Raw genomic sequence first — 17,297 nt, forward strand, 5'->3', positions numbered from 1 at the left:
GAGGAGTGCAAATGGAAAACATTGTAATTACGGTTGCGAGACAGTATGGAAGCGGCGGAAAGACGATCGGAGAGATGTTTGCAAAGGAAATGGGGATTCCCTGCTACGGAAGCAATCTGCTTGAGATGGCATCTGAAGAAAGCGGAATTGCTGAGCATCTGTTCCGGCAGTTGGATGAAAAGCTGCAGAACAGTCCGATCCTCCGCATGACGACGGACGTCTACACAGGCGATGTGATCCCGCCGTCCAGCAGTGATTTCGTTTCGGCGAAGAACCTGTTTAATTATCAGGCGAAAATCATGAAACGGCTGGCGGAAACCGAAAGCTGTGTGATCATCGGGCGTGCGGCGGATTTTGTCCTGAAGGACTATCCGAATGTAGTCAGTGTGTTCGTCCATGCATCGGAAGAATTCAATCTTGCGAGAGCGATGGAACGCAACAGCATGACAGAAAGTGAGATGCAGAAGTTCATTGCAAAGACCGATAAATATCGTGCGGATTACTACAGGCACTATACCGGACGTGAGTGGACCGATGCGAGAAACTATGATCTCTGTCTGAACAGCGGAAAGCTGGGATTTGAGAAATGTGTGGAAGAAATCAAGGCATACATTAAAGTCAGATTTGAATAAGAATCGGGAAAAGAACCCGGAAAGAATGATGAGTGTGTCATTCTTTCCGGGTTTTTACTATTTAGAAATTTTGAAATTTTGTGAAATAATAGTTGAAATATACCCATATGGGGTATATAATAAGCGAAAAAGGAGGTGTAAAAGAAGATGGAGGAGCGAGTAGAATGTGCGTGCCATAAGACAAAGGAACGTTCTGAAAAAGAGTATAAAGATCTGCTCAATCGCCTGAACCGGATCGAAGGACAGGTACGCGGAATCAAAGGAATGGTAGAGCGGAATGCATATTGTACGGATATCCTGATCCAGGTATCGGCAGTCAATGCCGCACTGAACAGTTTTAATAAAGTGCTTCTTGCGAATCATATAAAGACCTGTGTGACAGACGACATCCGGGCAGGTAAGGAAGAGACGGTGGATGAACTGGTCGCGGTACTTCAGAAGCTGATGAAGTAGGAAAGCATACTTGAATTTCTAAGAATGATTCGTTTTTATGTAGTAAAGAATAAGAGAAAACGAAAAGGAGACATAAATGGAACAATATACAGTTACGGGAATGAGCTGTGCGGCGTGCAGTGCCCGTGTGGAAAAGGCAGTATCGAAAGTGGAGGGAGTCACGTCCTGTTCGGTGAGCCTTTTGACGAATTCAATGGGCGTGGAAGGAACTGCTTCCTCTGCCGCTATCATAAAGGCGGTGGAAGAAGCCGGTTATGGGGCGTCCAGAAAAGGAGAGACTGTGCAATCCGGAAAGAGCAGGAGTATGGAAGCGGAGGAGATGCTGAGAGATCATGAGACACCGATTTTGAAAAAAAGGCTGGTCGCATCCCTTGGATTTCTCATTGTACTTATGTATTTTTCTATGGGGCACATGATGTGGAACTGGCCGCTTTCCCCGTTTTTCGAGGGAAACCATGTTGCAATGGGGCTTTTTCAGATGCTGCTTACGATCAGCATTATGGTGATCAATCAAAAGTTTTTCATCAGTGGATTTAAAAGTCTCTGGCATAAGGCACCCAATATGGATACACTGGTGGCTCTTGGATCGGCAGCATCTTTTATTTACAGTGTGTATGCGCTGTTTGCGATGACGGATGCGCAGGTCAGAGGAGATATGGAAGCAGTCATGTACTATATGGATGAGTTTTATTTCGAATCGGCGGCGATGATCTTAACATTGATCACAGTTGGCAAAATGCTGGAGGCCCGCTCGAAAGGGAAGACGACGGATGCGCTGAAAAGCCTGATGAAGCTGGCACCGAAGACGGCTGTTGTGGAAAGAAATGGAAAAGAAATGGAGGTTTCCATCGAACAGGTCAAAAAGGGAGACATTTTCGTGGTCAGGCCGGGTGAGAATATTCCGGTTGACGGCATCGTGCTGGAAGGAATGAGTGCAGTCAATGAGGCGGCGCTCACAGGAGAGAGTATTCCGGTCGACAAGGCTGCCGGGGATATGGTGTCGGCGGCGACATTGAATCAGTCCGGTTTTATGAAATGCGAAGCTACGCGGGTAGGAGAAGATACGACATTGTCGCAGATCATTCAGATGGTAAGTGATGCGGCTGCGACGAAAGCACCGATCGCCAAAGTGGCAGATAAGGTTTCCGGTGTGTTTGTACCGGCGGTCATCACCATTGCTGTGATTACAACTATTGTCTGGCTGCTCGCAGGTGAAAGCATTGGATTTGCCCTTGCAAGAGGAATCTCAGTGCTGGTAATCAGTTGTCCGTGTGCGCTGGGACTTGCCACTCCAGTTGCAATCATGGTCGGAAACGGTATGGGGGCGAAACACGGAATCATGTTTAAGACCGCTGTGTCGCTGGAGGAGACCGGGAAAATGGAGATCGTCGCACTGGATAAGACCGGCACGATCACGAATGGAGACCCGAGGGTAACGGACATTATACCGGCAGAGGGTATTACAGCAGATGAGCTTCTTCGGATGGCATATGCGTTGGAGAAACCAAGTGAGCATCCGCTGGCAAAAGCGATCATAGCATATGCTTCCCAGAAGGAAATGAAAGCGGTGGAAGTCAAAGAGTTTCAGGCACTTCCGGGAAATGGGCTCACAGCTTTATGCGGAGAAAACAGGTTGAATGGCGGAAACTATGAATTTATCCGGAGCAGGGCAGAAATTTCCGCAGAAATGAAAAAGCGGTCTGAGGTTCTGGCAGAGGAAGGAAAGACTCCGCTGTTCTTTGCAAAGGATGAAAAGCTTGCCGGTATCATCGCCGTGGCAGATGTGATGAAAGAAGAGAGCCGGCAGGCGGTAAAAGAACTGCAGAATATGGGAATTCATGTGGTTATGCTGACCGGAGACAACGAGCGTACGGCGAAGGCGATCGGAAGGCAGGCCGGTGTGGATGAAGTGATCGCGGGGGTACGTCCGGAAGGAAAAGAAGCTGTGATCCGCAGACTTAAGAAGCAGGGAAAAGTTGCCATGGTCGGTGACGGAATCAACGATGCACCGGCGCTGACCCGTGCAGACATGGGAATTGCCATCGGAGCAGGTACGGATATTGCGATTGATGCGGCGGATGTGGTTCTGATGAAGAGCCGTCTTACCGATGTACCGGCAGCGATCCGGTTAAGCCGTGCGACTCTGAAAAATATCCATGAAAATTTGTTCTGGGCATTCTTTTATAATACAGTCGGGATTCCGCTTGCGGCGGGGGTATGGATTCCGGTCTTTGGCCTGAAACTGAATCCGATGTTCGGCGCTGCGGCGATGAGCCTTTCCAGCTTCTGCGTCGTGACAAATGCATTGCGGCTGAACTTATTCCGTATGTATGATGCGGGAAAAGATAAGAAAATCAAAAAGAAAAAAACGAAAAAAGTGGAGGAAAAATCAATGGAAAAAACAATGAAAATTGAAGGCATGATGTGCGGACACTGTGAGGCGAGAGTGAAAAAATGTCTGGAGAAACTTCCGGAAGTAGATGTGGCAGAAGTCAGCCATGAGGCAGGGACGGCAGTGGTGAAGCTGAATGCAGAGATTTCTGATGACGTACTGAGAAAGACGGTGGAAGATCAGGACTATCAGGTGATCTCTGTGGAGTAAAATGTAAGATTTGATTTCTTTGAAACGGATGAGCGGGAAAACGTTCATCCGTTTTTTCTTTGGAAAATTATGAATCGTATGTTGTTTTTGATTCTGCAATTATTTCTTGACAACTCAGCCAAATCTCTCTATAATAGCCCCACTTCGAAGGATTATTGTTTTGATTAACCGAAAAGTTAATTAATCAGGTGTACACCAACAATGGCAGGAGATGAGGAAAAGTGGTATTGAATGAATTTAATACGGAAGGGGTAAAGGTCAGCTTTGTATATATGCCTTCCTGGGAAATGTTCATGTCGATGCATGTTTTGGCTGTTCCGGAACACCACCTGGAGCGTCGGCGGTGGTATCAGCGGATTGAAAAAGAGCATGGGAACCTGGTTGAACACAAAGACGAAGGAATTCCGCAGGATTTTCTGAATGTGTTCCGTGCATTAGGAGATGAGACACGACTGAAAATTATACGTGAAATACTAAATGGAACACGGACAACGAAGGCTTTGGCAGGAAAGGTCGAAGTGACGGAGGCGGCAGTTTCAAAACATCTTAAGATACTCTGGGAAGCGGGGCTTCTGGAGAAAAAGCGGTGCGGTAACTATGTAGAGTATTATGTCTGCAGAGATGTGATTGATTTTATTCCCTATCGTTTTTATGAACTGATGCAGTAAGAAAAGAGGGAAGAAAAATGTTTCAGGTAGTTGTATCAACATATCAAAAAAACCGAATTGGAATCCGGCGGGCTATGCCATGGTCTTTTATTGTTTCAAGGATCATAACCGGCGTGACTCAGATCGTATTTCCGTTTTTTATTTACCATTATTTCCTGAAAGGGAATTTGAACGCTCAGTATTATCAGTATACAGGAGGAGCGGATTACATGACCTATGTGGTTCTTGGATCGGCAATAAATGTTCTGGCGGTATCGACACTTAGGAATGTCGGAAGAGCACTGATCACGGAATTGCATTTCCGATCCAGTACCTGCCGGAATGGATGCAGAGATTTGCACAGATTTTTCCACTAACACCGGCTGTGGAGCTGTTCAGGAATGTGGTGATACATCAGAAAAGCTTTATAGATAATAGATACCTTATATGGAGAATCCTTCTGCTGGGAGGAATTTATGCCGGACTTGGAAGTCTGTGGCTATGGAAAAAGGAACAGACAGTTGTGGAAAATATTTTCGGAAAAGAGGAATAGGTATGGAAAAAAAGTATGAGAACAAGATCGTAGCAGAACACTTAACAAAAGCTGAAAATAATATTTGAAGAATTACGTGGGCAAAGTCAGGAAGATTTGAAGCTCGAAGATATTCTGATGTACCTGATTCAGAATTCCCGGGAGGCGGTGGTGATATGAGAAAGATTTGGATTGTTTTTGCAGCAGAAATCCGAAAGCAGCAACAGCACAATTAAATGCCAGATAATTATAGAAATTATTTCGAATGCTTTGAAAAATAATTTTATATATCTTAACATGTTTAGCTTACGATGACAAGTCTCTTTTTTTGTGGTAATATACTAGATATTACTATGGAGTACCATTTATACTCCGATATCCAACAAAACCGTCAGGGGGTATGAGTCTATGAAGATGATTATGGCAATTTTACAGAAAAATGATGAGTTACAGACGATAGATGAGCTGAATACAGCAGGATATTTTGTGACGAAGCTGGCAACTTCGGGCGGATTTCTGAAAGGTAAAAATACGACGATCATGACCGTTGTAGAGGATGAAAAGGTTCCGGAAGTTCTGGAAATAATCCGCGCGAACTCCGGAGAACGTAAGACGATTACTTATGCGAATCCGGCATTGGTTTCCGGACAGGGAAGTCTGGGTGCAGCGCCGACAGTACCAATCAATATCCAGGTAGGAGGAAGTACGGTGTTTGTACTGAATGTGGAACAGATGGAGAAGTTCTGATGAGACTGTTGGTGTTGAGTTTTACAGAAAAAGGGAGCCATCTGAACAGGCAGCTCTGTCTGCAAATGTCGCAAATGGGATATTTTTGTGAGGGTTATGCACCATCAAAATATGCCAAGTGTGCAGATTTGAAGACATTAGATAAGGATATATCGGAATGGATCGGAGAAAACTGGGGGAATGCTGCGTTTTTATTTATCGGCGCGGCGGGCATTGCTGTGCGGATGATTGCACCGTGGGTGAAGGATAAATTTACAGATTCTCCGGTACTTGTGATGGATGAGAAAGGGACATATATCATACCATTGCTTTCAGGACATGTGGGAGGAGCGGTACAAATCGCACATGATATTGCAGAAGTGACAGGAGCAATACCTGTGATCACAACAGCGACGGATGTGCAGAAGAAATTCGCAGTCGATGTATTTGCGGTAAAGAACCATCTTTTGATCTCGGACCGGGAGAAGGCAAAGCAGATCTCAGCGTCCGTGCTTCGAGGGGAGAAAATTGAATTTGAATGTGATTTTCCTATAGAAGGAGATGTACCGGAGGAATTGTCGCTTTCAAGTGGTGAAAAGATGGAGACAGAGGATCGGAAGGATAAGAGAGCCGCAAATTTCCGGATCGCTGTCAGACAGTTTTATGATTCTTGTGATGAGAAAAATGAGAATACGCTGTTCCTTTATCCGAAGAATGTAATCATCGGAATAGGGTGCCGGAAAGGTGTGCCTGCAGAGCAACTGAAGGAAGGTATGGATAAGATTTTGCAAGATCTGAGGCTGAAACGGGAGCAGGTAGAAGCCGTTGTGAGTATTGACCTGAAGAAAGAAGAAGCTGGCATTCTGGAAATGACCGATGAATGGAAGATACCATTTTACACATTTTTAGCGGAGGAGCTAAAGACAGTAAAATCGGTAAGCACAAGTTCTGAATTCGTGAGTCGTATTACCGGTGTAGATAATGTGTGTGAGAGGGCTGTGAAATATTATTGCCCGGACGGAGAACTGATCCTTCCGAAGACGAGTCTGGAACAGATGACATTTGCAGTTGTTTGTCGGAAAATGAAATTGTCATATTAGTGTACTGATATTTGATTGGAGCCATTGAACTTAAACTGAATGGTCATGCGGGATTTGTCTATCATCACACTTGTGATGAAGTTCCGGTACCGCTGATGAATGATATAAGAATTGCAGATTCCATTTCCCAGAACAGATCAATTTATCTGCAGCAACAGCGGGTTGCTTGCATGAAAAATAAAAAATTGTTATATTTTTCTTATGGAGGATAAAACAATGGAGACAAAAGATATTATTTTAGAACTCCGCAGAAAAAGCGGACTATCGCAGGAAGAACTTGCACAAAAAGTAATGGTTACAAGACAGGCTGTGTCTCGTTGGGAAAACGGTGAGACTGTACCTAATACTGACACATTAAAACTGTTATCCAGGGTATTTGATGTTTCAATTAATACCCTCTTGGGTGCACCGAGACAGTTGATATGCCAATGCTGTGGAATGCCGCTTGACGATTCCACAATCAGCAAAGAGCCGAATGGCGATTTCAATGAAGAATACTGTAAGTGGTGCTATTCGGATGGCGAATTCAAGTATACGAGTAAAGAACAGCTGATCGATTTTTGTGTAGAACATTTGGCAAATGAGAATTGGCCTGCAGAACAGGTGCGAGCGCATATGGAAGCAGTGGTGCCGAAACTGAATTATTGGAAATAACTGGGAAGAACCGTCCCCAACGACAGGGAGAAAAAATGGAGAAGATTTTGATTTTTGCAGGAACGACGGAGGGCAGGGAACTGGCAGAATTTGCTGGGGGATTAAAGGTTCAGGCTCTCGTAAGTGTGGCAACGGAATATGGTAAAACGTGTCTGGATGATTGTGATAATATACAGACTTTTGTTGGAAGAATGGATGAGGGGCAGATTGAAGCGTTTATTAGGAAAGAAAAGGTTGAGCTTGTGATTGATGCGACTCATCCGTTTGCGGTTCTTGTGACACGGAATATTCGTAAAGCATGTGAGAATACGGGGACGGAGTATTTGAGGTGTCTGCGGAGGGAGTGTGAAGAGGCATTCACGGTAGAGACCGGAGAGATCGTTTGGACGAGTACTGTGAAGCAGGCGGTGGAATATCTGGAGAAAACGGAGGGGAATATTCTGATTGCGACGGGAAGTAAGGAACTGGAAAAGTATGCTTCCATCCCCAATTATAAAGAGCGATGTTTTGCTAGGGTTCTGTCGACGGGGAAAGCGGTGGAGGACAGTATCCGGCTTGGGTTTGAGGGGAAACATCTGATTGCTATGCAGGGACCGTTTTCGGAGGAAATGAATCTGGCAATGCTCCGGCATGTGGATGCAAAATATTTTGTCACGAAAGAGTCCGGCAAAGCGGGGGGATTCCCGGAAAAAGTTAAGGCTGCAAAGGAGGCCGGGACTGTGCTGGTTGTGGTGGGAAGACCGGAGGAAGAAGGACTTGCGCTGGAAGAGGTATTTGATGAATTAAAGAGAAGATACGGGGATAAGAACAGGGGGTGATTGATAACATAATATCAGTCAACCCCTGAAATTGTTTTTGTGTGAATAACAATTACACAATCTTTGTCGTCCATTTGGAGCAGTCCCACACCGCATTTACAATATCCTGGTAGAATTCCGGCTCATGGCAGATGAGGAGCAGGGTCCCGCGGTATTCCTGAAGTGCCTTTTTCAGTGAATCCTTGGCATCTACATCCAGATGATTGGTAGGTTCGTCCAGCATCAGCACATTGGTTTCTTTGTTCAGGATCTTGCACAGGCGCACTTTTGCCTGTTCCCCGCCGCTCAAGACGCGAATCTGGCTTTCGATGTGTTTGGTCGTAAGTCCGCATTTGGCGAGCGCGGAGCGTACTTCATACTGAGTGTAGGAAGGGAATTCTTCCCAGATCTCATCGATGCAGGTGGTTCGGTTGTTGTGGTCTGCCTCCTGTTCAAAATAGCCGGTCAGCAGATTCTCGCCCAGCTCACATTTACCGGAAAGCGGAGGAACCAGACCGAGAATACTCTTGATCAGCGTAGTCTTTCCGATTCCGTTTGCACCGGTCAGCGCAATTTTCTGGCCACGCTCCAGCGTGAGGTTCAGAGGCCGTGAAAGGGGTTCGTCGTAACCGATGACGAAATCTTTGGTCTCAAAGATGTATTTACCCGGTGTCCGGCCGAGGCGGAAATGGAATTCCGGCTTCGGACGCTCGGCGGCGAGCTCTATGACATCCATCTTATCCAGCTTTTTCTGACGGGACATGGCCATGTTGCGGGTGGAGACGCGCGCTTTATTGCGTGCCACAAAATCCTTGAGTTGGCTGATTTCCTGCTGCTGCTTCTTGTAGGCAGCCTCAAGCTGGGCTTTCTTCACTTCGTAGATTTTCTGGAAATTGTCATAATCTCCGACGTAGCGGTTCAGTTCCTGATTTTCCATATGATAAATGATGTTCACCACTTCATTCAGAAACGGAATGTCATGGGAAATCAGGACGAACGCATTTTCATATTCGGTGAGATAACGTTTCAGCCAGTTGATATGCTCTTCGTCCAGATAGTTGGTTGGCTCGTCCAGAAGCAGGATGTCCGGCTTTTCCAGAAGGAGTTTGCCGAGCAGGATACGGGTGCGCTGGCCGCCGCTTAAGTCGGTGACATCCTTGTCCAGTCCAAGATCCAGAAGCCCCAGCGCGCGTGCGACTTCTTCGACCTTTGCATCGATCACATAGAAATCGTGCATGGTCAGTGTGTCCTGGATGGTCCCAAGCTCTTCCATAAGTGTCATCATAGTATCTTCATCCACGTCCCCGAGGCGGTCACAGATCTCGTTCATCTTCGTTTCCAGTTCAAAAAGCCAGGAAAAGGCGGATTTCAGCACTTCGCGGATCGTCATGCCCTTTTCAAGTACAGTGTGCTGATCGAGATAACCGACACGGACATTTTTTGCCCATTCGATTTTCCCTTCGTCCGGCTGGAGTTTTCCTGTAACAATATTAAAAAAAGTAGATTTCCCTTCTCCGTTGGCTCCGACAAGTCCAATGTGTTCGCCTTTCAGAAGACGGAAGGACACATCATGAAAAATGGCGCGGTCACCGAAGCCGTGGGAAAGATGTTCAACATTTAAAATGCTCATTTTCGATTCTCCTTTGTTATGTGGTAACAAGTGACAGTGTCCTGCTTATTATATTATATCTACCGGATAAAAGGCAATGGATTTCGAAAGGATTTCAAAGGAAAAATGCGGTTGCCATACAGGCGGGGATATGTTATAGTGAGGGTGTTCTATATTGGGCTTTTCAGTGCCGGGCAGATGATTCAGATCTGCCGGGTTAAAAGGGAATCAGGTGCAAATCCTGAGCGGTCCGGCCACTGTAAACAGGGAGCGAGGTTATAGATAAGTCATTGCGTATCCAGCGCGAGAAGGCATAACCGGGCGATGAGCTGTAAGTCAGGAGACCTGCTGAGAAGAATGTGAATAGCTTCCGATGAAAGCATAGATTTGCAGAATATTTCAGGGGGAAGTCTGCTTTCGTACAGGAAAAGCGGGCTTTTTTGAATGGGAAATTTGTGCTTTGCGGATCGGATCGAAAGTGGAAAGAGGGATACGATGAAAAAGAGAGCAGCACGGTTCCTGTGTATGATACTGATTGCGGTACTGATTTTCGGAATTCCGGGATGTGGTTCGGAAGAGAAAACGATGCCGGAAACGGAAGAAAATAAGATGACATCTGAACCACAGCGGGAAGAGGCGAAAGAAACGCCGGGACCAATGGAAATCAAGGGACTTACTTATGAATCTGCGATGGAACTTGATTATGCAAAAGGGTTCGGGGTATATTATTATCAGGATGGATATAAGCTGATCCGGATCCGGGACGGGGAAGACTATCTTCTTGTTCCGGAGGGCAGGAATATTCCGTCGGATCTGGAAGAAGACATCGTGATTTTACATCAGCCGCTGGACCGTATTTATCTTGCGGCAACATCGGTGATGGCATTATTTGATTCGCTTGATGCATTGGATGCGATTCGCCTGAGCGGGACACAAAAATCCGGCTGGTACATTGAAAATGCGGTGCAGGCTATGGAAGATGGCGCCATCCTTTATGCCGGAAAATACAGTGAGCCGGATTATGAACTCCTGATCGATGAGGAATGTGATCTGGCTATTGAATCCACGATGATCCTGCATACTCCGAAGGTGCAGGAGATGCTTGAGATGCTTGAGATTCCGGTATTTATCGACCGGTCCAGTTATGAGACGCATCCGCTTGGAAGAACGGAGTGGATCAAGGTCTATGCCGCGATGCTGGACAAAGAAGAACAGGCAGAGACATTTTTCAAGGAACAGTCCAAAGTAATCGAAGAACTGAAGGACTTTGAAAATACAGAGCAGACGGTTGCCTTTTTCTATGTGAGTACCGATGGAACCGTCGTGGTCAGAAAGTCCGAAGATTACATTCCGAAAATGATCGAGATTGCGGGTGGACGTTATGTTTTCGATGATCTTGAAAATACGGAAAATAACAGTGCGTCGATCAGCATTTCTATGGAAGAATTCTTTGCATCTGCAGCCGACGCGGACTATCTGATCTACAATTCATCGATCGATAATCCGGTGGAATCGATGGAGGATCTTCTGGCGAAAAGTGAGCTGTTTGCAGATTTTAAAGCGGTGCAGGAAGGAAATGTGTGGTGTACCGGAAAGTACCTGTATCAGGCGACAGACATTGTCGGAAATCTGATTACAGACATTCATCTGATGCTTACCGATGGAAAAACGGAGGAGATGACATTTTTATATAAAGTGTCATGACGATATCAGGATATGAGAAAGTGAGGAACAATGGAGAAAAGGAAGAATAAGCCGGTACGAATGGAAGAGATGAGAAGACGGATCCGGTATTTGCTGGTGTTTGCCGGACTTCTGGCTGCATTTTGTGTGATTATTGTGCTGAATATTAATACGGGAAACGTACATATTTCTGTTTCTGAGATTTTGAATATTCTATTCGGACAGGCAAAGCAGGATGCGAATTACAGAATCATCTGGAAAATTCGTCTGCCAAGAGTTCTGATGGCAGCCCTTCTCGGAGGTGCCCTTTCTCTGTCCGGGTTCCTGCTTCAGACTTTTTTTGCCAATCCGATTGCAGGCCCCTTTGTGCTTGGCATTTCCTCGGGCGCGAAAATGGTGGTCGCCCTGACGATGATCGTATTTCTGAAGTACTTCAGCAGAGTCTCTTCGTATACGCTCATTATAGCGGCATTTATAGGTTCACTGATTGCGACCGGATTCATCCTTCTGATGTCAAGAAAGATCAATCATATGGCAACCCTTCTGGTGGCCGGAATCATGATCGGCTATATCTGTTCGGCGGTTACGGATTTTGTGGTTACATTTGCGGAGGACTCGGATATCGTGAATTTGCACGGCTGGTCTCAGGGAAGCTTTTCCGGGATGAGCTGGAGCAACGTGAAGGTTGCTTTTGTATTGATTGCTGTCACCGTTGTGATTACCTTCCTCTATTCCAAGCCAATCGGTGCGTACCAGCTTGGCGAAGCCTATGCGAGAAGCGCAGGAGTCAATATCCGAGTTTTTCGTGTGCTTCTGATCCTGCTCTCCAGTATGCTGTCGGGCTGTGTGACCGCATTTGCCGGACCGGTTTCTTTTGTTGGGATCGCGGTTCCGTTTCTGGTAAAGAGGATGCTGAATACGGCGAAACCGCTGATCGTGATCCCGGGAACATTTCTGGGAGGAGCGGTGTTCTGTATGGGGTGTGATCTTATTGCACGGATGGCATTTGCACCGCTGGAACTCAATATCAGTACGGTCACTTCCATTTTCGGAGCACCGGTCGTCATCTTTATGATGCTGCACAGACAGAAGGGAAGAGAATGATGGAAAATGCATATGTAAAGCTGCAGGATCTGACGGTAGGCTATCATGGGAAACCCCTGATCCGCGATATTTGCACGGAGATTCAAAAAGGGGAGATCGTAACACTGATCGGTCCAAATGGTGCTGGAAAATCGACCATTTTAAAAAGTATCACCCGACAGATCAAAACGCTTGGAGGAAATGTCTCCATTGCGGATGAGAGGATCGATGCTATGGAAAATGCTATTCTTGCCAGGAAAATGGCGGTGGTGCTGACGGAGCGGATGAAGACGGAACTGATGACCTGCCGCGATGTGGTGGAAACCGGTCGGTATCCGTATACCGGAAGGCTGGGGATCCTCACGAAGAAAGATAAAGAAATCGTAGATGAGGCAATGGAAGCGGTGCATGTCCGTGAGCTTGAAAATCAAAGCTTTCAGGCGATCAGTGACGGGCAGAGACAGCGGATCATGCTTGCGCGTGCGATCTGCCAGGAGCCGGAGGTTCTGATCCTGGATGAACCGACTTCCTATCTGGATATTCATTATAAACTCGAACTTCTGTCGATGCTCCGGAAACTGGCAAAGGAGAAAAAAATCACGGTCGTCATGTCGCTTCACGAGATCGATCTGGCACAGAAAATATCGGATAGGATTCTCTGCGTCAGGGGTGACCGGATTTTCTGCTATGGGAAACCGGAAGAAGTATTCAAAGAAGAAGTAATCCGGGAACTCTACGGACTCGACAACGGATCCTATGACCCGTGCTTTGGAAGTGTCGAGCTTCCGAGACCGGAGGGAGAGCCGCGTGTTTTTGTAATCTCCGCCTGCGGAACAGGCATTCCGGTATACAGGAAACTGCAGAAAGAAAATATTCCGTTTGCTGCCGGAATACTATACCGCAATGACGTGGACTATCATGTGGCGAAAAGGCTTGCGGCAAAGGTGATCGAAGAAGAACCATTTTGCAGTATCCGTGATGAGGCATATCAGGAGGCAAAAGCAACGATCGATTCCTGCCAGTACGTTATCAACGCAGGCGTTACGATCGGAGAGGGAAACCAGCGGATAGCAGAACTTCTGCATGCTGCCAAAAAGAGTGGCAAAATCTGTGAATGGAAGGAAGGGAGCGGTGGATGGAAAGTGGAATGATTCATATTTATTGCGGAGACGGAAAAGGGAAAACGACAGCGGCAACAGGACTTGCCGTCCGTGCGGCTGGCTGTGGACTTAAGGTGCTGTTCGTACGTTTTCTGAAAAATGAGAATTCTGGAGAACTGCGGATTCTGGATCTCATACCGGAAATCGAAGTGATGCATATGACAAAAAGCTTCGGTTTCTTTAAGACGCTTGACGCAAAAGAGCAGGAAGAGGCACGAAGCGCCTATGCGAAGCTGTGGGATGACGCAATTCGGAAAATACAGGAAGAGCCTTATGATATGCTGGTCATGGATGAGTTTATGGCGGCTTATCAATACGGAATGATCGACCACGAAGCGGCTGTAACGTTTCTGAAAGAACGGCCGAAAGGCTTGGAGGTCGTTCTGACCGGAAGAAATCCGGAACCGGAGCTTCTGGAACTGGCGGATTATATCTCTGAGATTACAAAAAGAAAGCACCCATTCGATCAGGGAATTTATGCCCGGCGCGGGATCGAGTATTAAAACAGGATTCTGTTGGAATTGGTTTAGTGGAAAAAAGACAGAAAGATGAGGAAAGAAAAATGAAATGGATGATCGCATCCGACATTCACGGGTCGGAATATTATTGTAAAAAAATGCTGGAGGCATATGACAGAGAAAAGGCGGGGAAGTTATTGCTTCTCGGCGATGTCCTGTATCATGGGCCGCGAAATGATCTGCCGAGAGATTATGCACCGAAGGCAGTTATAGAACTGTTGAACGCGCGGAAGAATCAGATTCTCTGCGTGAGAGGAAACTGTGATACAGAAGTAGATCAGATGGTGCTGAAGTTCCCGGTTCTGGCGGATTATTGTATTGTATGCGATGGAAAAACGACGATCTATGCGACACATGGACACGTTTATAACGAAAAGAATTTGCCTCCGATTCAGAAAGGAGATATCCTTCTGAATGGACACACTCATGTGCCGAAATGCACGCAGCATGAGGAGTATGTTTATATGAATCCGGGTTCCGTTTCCATTCCGAAAGAGGAAAGCCATCATGGATATATGATTCTGGAGCAGGATGAATTTGTTTGGAAAGATCTGGATGGAACTGAAATAATGCGGTGGAAAAATGAACATGTAAAATGAACATGTAAAATTAAACTACAACTTCAATGACAGGGAACGAAACATCTGTTATAATAATACTTGTCCGAAAGAGGTGGCGGAAGACGAGGAGTTATTATCTGAAACCGACACTTCTGCATGACAAGAGGATTGGAGCATGAATATGATTTATGGAAATGTGATATGCTCACGGAACGTCAGATTTATACGAAGGAGGGTGATCGTCATGGATATTTAAGGAATTGACCTAATCAGACAGTTGTTATATCTTTCAAGGACAAAAATCTATTATTACTATCAATTTATTATCATGGATACATGTGCTTATCATGTATTTTGTTTTCAAAAGCGTTCTGGCTCTTTTTTAAGAGCTTCAAAATTTACCAGTTTTGAAACAATAATCAGTCGTAATTGTTCGATAATTACACAAATAATCACATCATTACCATATTGATTGCCGGTATGGCAGGCTCATTCCTCACATCTAAAGAAAAGGAAGGTAAAAAATTATGAAAAAAATGGTATCATTTGTAACTGCACTCGTTTTATGTGCAAGTTCTTCATTGCCGGTATTTGCCGCGACACCCAAATATTCTATCAGTATGCCAAAGATTCCGCAGATCCATGTTGAGTTATCCGACAGTGTGAAGGAAGCTGTCAATCAGGCTGTAAAGAAGCAGATTGAAAAGATGATTCTGGACAAACCGGAGTTGACTTCAACTACGTATCGCCATAAAGGGAAAATATATGGCACATATTCATTCCTCAAGATTGAATGGGGAGAAGTAGAAGGTGCGACTTCTTACAAAGTGGAGATTACCAAACCGGATGGAACCAAAAAGACTTATGAGACATCAAATGCTTATCTCAGTGTGAAAGAAGGAAGTGATGACTTTATCACAGAATGTCCGAAACAAAAGACGGAAAACGGTGTTGAGTGTGCGACGGTCAGAGTGCGCGCGTATGGTGAGGATGAGACTTACAGTGCGTGGTCTGAAGAAGAGCGCATCAGCTGTAATGCAATCCATTCGTAGTACTTAAGCCGTGTGCAAACGACGGTGATGATTATTGCGTTGTCCTCTGTAAAAATGTGAAAGAGAAAAAGGATTGCGGTGTACGGGTGGCATCGCAATCCTTTTATATAGCATTTTCTTATAGTATTTTCTGTATGTTGTTTTTGATCTTTTCTGTGAGTGCGGCATACTGGATCAGTTCATCTTCTGTAAAACCTGCATATTTGGCCTGCTCGAAATTACTCTGGGCAGCGGCGATCTCATTTTGAATCGGAGATGCAAGCGGAAGGAATGTGATCTTCAGCTCTTTTGTGGTGCGATTTTCTTCACATTTCAGCATGTTTTTTAAGGAAAGCCGTTGAAGTAAAAGTGAGAGACTGCGCACGGTGATTCCAGCAAAGTCTGCAATTTCCTTTCTGGTTCCGATATGCCTGAGCTGGCTGAGACATAAAAGCAGACGCACTTCGCCCAAAGTGAGATTGTTCTTCTGGGCAATCGGTTCCAGATAGTAATCCAGAAGCTTACGGTCACGATAGTCATCCATAAGAATGCCTTCTCCTGCAACAACTTCCTGACTGACGCTGTTGCGTTCTTCCCCAAGCTTTTTGGAGCCGGAGAAGAAAGAAGGTGGTACAGCTCCGTCGCCTGCCGCGTCCACCAGAAAGCGATAAACCTGCAGACGGTTCTTCTCATAATCTTCCTCATCGAGGACATGTTTGTAAAAATTATTATAGTATTCAAATACCATCAGTTTCATTTTAATGGTTTTGCTGATACTCATTCCCTGGCTTGCGAGGGAACCTTTTGTCTTCACATAGTAATAAACCGGAACCTGCAGTGCATAGAAAACTTCTGCATGCCTGATATACTCAAGATTAAACATAAAATCTTCACACCAGCTGATCTGAGGGTTCATTCGAAGATGGTATTTTTCAACGATGTCACGTCGATAGAGCTTGTTCCAGAGGACTCCGTAATAGAAATCAGCAGGATTCTGGAGCATATGTGCGGAAAATTCTTCCTGAGTCAGTACGCAGTCATCGTCGATATCTCCTTTCTGGGCAACTCGTTTTCCTACAACTCGGTAGAAATCAGAGATGACCATATCACAATGATAGCGCTCTGCTTCTTCGACAAACAGTCTGGTGGCGTTCGGAGTGATCCAGTCATCGCTGTCGAGAAACTGCAGGTAAGTGCCGCATGCAAGATCCAGCGCCATATTCCTGGTTTCGGAAACTCCGGTATTTTCTTTATGTATCAAACGGATTCTGGAATCTTCAGCAGCATAACGGTCACAGATCGTTCCTGAAGAATCGATACTGCCGTCATCGATGAGTAAAAGCTCAAAATCCCGGTATTCCTGGTTGATAATACTTTCAATACAGCGGGAAATCGTTGCCTCGGCGTTATAAACCGGTACAATAATACTTACGGTCGGGTTCATCAGTGCACACTCCTAACTATTTATAAACTAGTAACATTGTATCGCATTTATCCATAAAAATACAGT

The 17,297-nt window shown here is 45.6% G+C and carries 17 protein-coding genes and 1 riboswitch; of the genes, 15 read left to right on the top strand and 2 right to left on the bottom strand.

Annotation, left to right across the window (positions count from 1 at the left end):
- Nucleotides 1-11 precede the first annotated feature (11 nt).
- The 9 genes from ACTNB3_RS04805 to cobK all read left to right on the top strand — a co-directional run bounded on the left by ACTNB3_RS04805 (nt 12) and on the right by cobK (nt 8,164).
- On the top strand, nt 12-632 hold the full coding sequence (locus ACTNB3_RS04805) for an AAA family ATPase (RefSeq protein ID WP_427807199.1): 621 nt from the start codon (nt 12-14) through the stop codon (nt 630-632).
- A 147-nt stretch (nt 633-779) separates the two neighbouring features.
- Nucleotides 780-1,085: a metal-sensing transcriptional repressor gene (locus tag ACTNB3_RS04810; protein ID WP_427820834.1), complete on the top strand. Its 306-nt coding sequence runs from the start codon at nt 780-782 to the stop codon at nt 1,083-1,085.
- Nucleotides 1,086-1,161: 76 nt separating this feature from the next.
- A complete protein-coding gene (locus tag ACTNB3_RS04815; protein ID WP_441024647.1) occupies nt 1,162-3,687 on the top strand; it encodes a heavy metal translocating P-type ATPase in 2,526 nt (841 codons plus the stop codon).
- A gap of 221 nt (nt 3,688-3,908) precedes the next feature.
- Complete coding sequence (locus tag ACTNB3_RS04820) at nt 3,909-4,355, top strand: metalloregulator ArsR/SmtB family transcription factor (RefSeq protein WP_441024648.1); 447 nt, start codon at nt 3,909-3,911, stop codon at nt 4,353-4,355.
- 17 nt (nt 4,356-4,372) lie between these two features.
- Nucleotides 4,373-4,711, top strand: a complete 339-nt coding sequence (locus tag ACTNB3_RS04825) for a hypothetical protein (protein ID WP_441024649.1) — start codon at nt 4,373-4,375, stop codon at nt 4,709-4,711.
- A gap of 563 nt (nt 4,712-5,274) precedes the next feature.
- Nucleotides 5,275-5,613: a cyclic-di-AMP receptor gene (locus tag ACTNB3_RS04830; RefSeq protein WP_427807205.1), complete on the top strand. Its 339-nt coding sequence runs from the start codon at nt 5,275-5,277 to the stop codon at nt 5,611-5,613.
- Nucleotides 5,613-6,692: a cobalt-precorrin 5A hydrolase gene (locus tag ACTNB3_RS04835; RefSeq protein WP_441024651.1), complete on the top strand. Its 1,080-nt coding sequence runs from the start codon at nt 5,613-5,615 to the stop codon at nt 6,690-6,692. Before ACTNB3_RS04830 ends, ACTNB3_RS04835 begins: the two co-directional genes overlap by 1 nt.
- Before the next feature lie 216 nt (nt 6,693-6,908).
- Entirely contained in the window at nt 6,909-7,346 is a 438-nt protein-coding gene (locus ACTNB3_RS04840) for a zinc ribbon domain-containing protein (protein WP_427820594.1), read from the top strand.
- Between the two features lie 35 nt (nt 7,347-7,381).
- Entirely contained in the window at nt 7,382-8,164 is a 783-nt protein-coding gene (cobK, locus tag ACTNB3_RS04845; protein WP_427807209.1) for a precorrin-6A reductase, read from the top strand.
- A gap of 52 nt (nt 8,165-8,216) precedes the next feature.
- Here cobK and ACTNB3_RS04850 read toward each other — a convergent pair whose 3' ends face one another.
- Nucleotides 8,217-9,773: an ABC-F family ATP-binding cassette domain-containing protein gene (locus ACTNB3_RS04850; RefSeq protein ID WP_441024653.1), complete on the bottom strand. Its 1,557-nt coding sequence runs from the start codon at nt 9,771-9,773 to the stop codon at nt 8,217-8,219.
- A gap of 147 nt (nt 9,774-9,920) precedes the next feature.
- A riboswitch (cobalamin riboswitch) is annotated at nt 9,921-10,119 on the top strand.
- Nucleotides 10,120-10,247: 128 nt separating this feature from the next.
- On the opposite strand from ACTNB3_RS04850, the gene ACTNB3_RS04855 reads away from it, so the two are divergent.
- The 6 genes from ACTNB3_RS04855 (at nt 10,248) to ACTNB3_RS04880 (ending at nt 15,808) form a co-directional block, all read left to right on the top strand.
- A complete protein-coding gene (locus tag ACTNB3_RS04855) occupies nt 10,248-11,456 on the top strand; it encodes an ABC transporter substrate-binding protein (RefSeq protein ID WP_441024655.1) in 1,209 nt (402 codons plus the stop codon).
- Between the two features lie 30 nt (nt 11,457-11,486).
- Nucleotides 11,487-12,539, top strand: a complete 1,053-nt coding sequence (locus tag ACTNB3_RS04860; RefSeq protein ID WP_441024656.1) for a FecCD family ABC transporter permease — start codon at nt 11,487-11,489, stop codon at nt 12,537-12,539.
- Nucleotides 12,539-13,669 carry an ABC transporter ATP-binding protein gene (locus ACTNB3_RS04865; RefSeq protein WP_427820618.1) on the top strand — a complete coding sequence of 377 codons (1,131 nt, stop codon included), beginning with the start codon at nt 12,539-12,541 and terminating at the stop codon, nt 13,667-13,669. The genes ACTNB3_RS04860 and ACTNB3_RS04865 overlap by 1 nt, the downstream gene beginning before the upstream one ends.
- Nucleotides 13,654-14,181: a cob(I)yrinic acid a,c-diamide adenosyltransferase gene (locus ACTNB3_RS04870; protein WP_427820598.1), complete on the top strand. Its 528-nt coding sequence runs from the start codon at nt 13,654-13,656 to the stop codon at nt 14,179-14,181. The genes ACTNB3_RS04865 and ACTNB3_RS04870 overlap by 16 nt, the downstream gene beginning before the upstream one ends.
- 59 nt (nt 14,182-14,240) lie before the next feature.
- Nucleotides 14,241-14,795: a phosphodiesterase gene (gene yfcE, locus ACTNB3_RS04875; RefSeq protein ID WP_441024657.1), complete on the top strand. Its 555-nt coding sequence runs from the start codon at nt 14,241-14,243 to the stop codon at nt 14,793-14,795.
- A gap of 488 nt (nt 14,796-15,283) precedes the next feature.
- Entirely contained in the window at nt 15,284-15,808 is a 525-nt protein-coding gene (locus ACTNB3_RS04880; RefSeq protein ID WP_441024658.1) for a hypothetical protein, read from the top strand.
- Between the two features lie 118 nt (nt 15,809-15,926).
- On the opposite strand, the gene ACTNB3_RS04885 is transcribed toward ACTNB3_RS04880, so the two are convergent.
- Nucleotides 15,927-17,231: a glycosyltransferase family 2 protein gene (locus ACTNB3_RS04885; protein WP_441024659.1), complete on the bottom strand. Its 1,305-nt coding sequence runs from the start codon at nt 17,229-17,231 to the stop codon at nt 15,927-15,929.
- Nucleotides 17,232-17,297: the final 66 nt, after the last annotated feature.

It is taken from the genome of Bariatricus sp. HCP28S3_D3 (assembly GCF_052065755.1).
GTDB lineage: Bacteria > Bacillota > Clostridia > Lachnospirales > Lachnospiraceae > Allocoprococcus.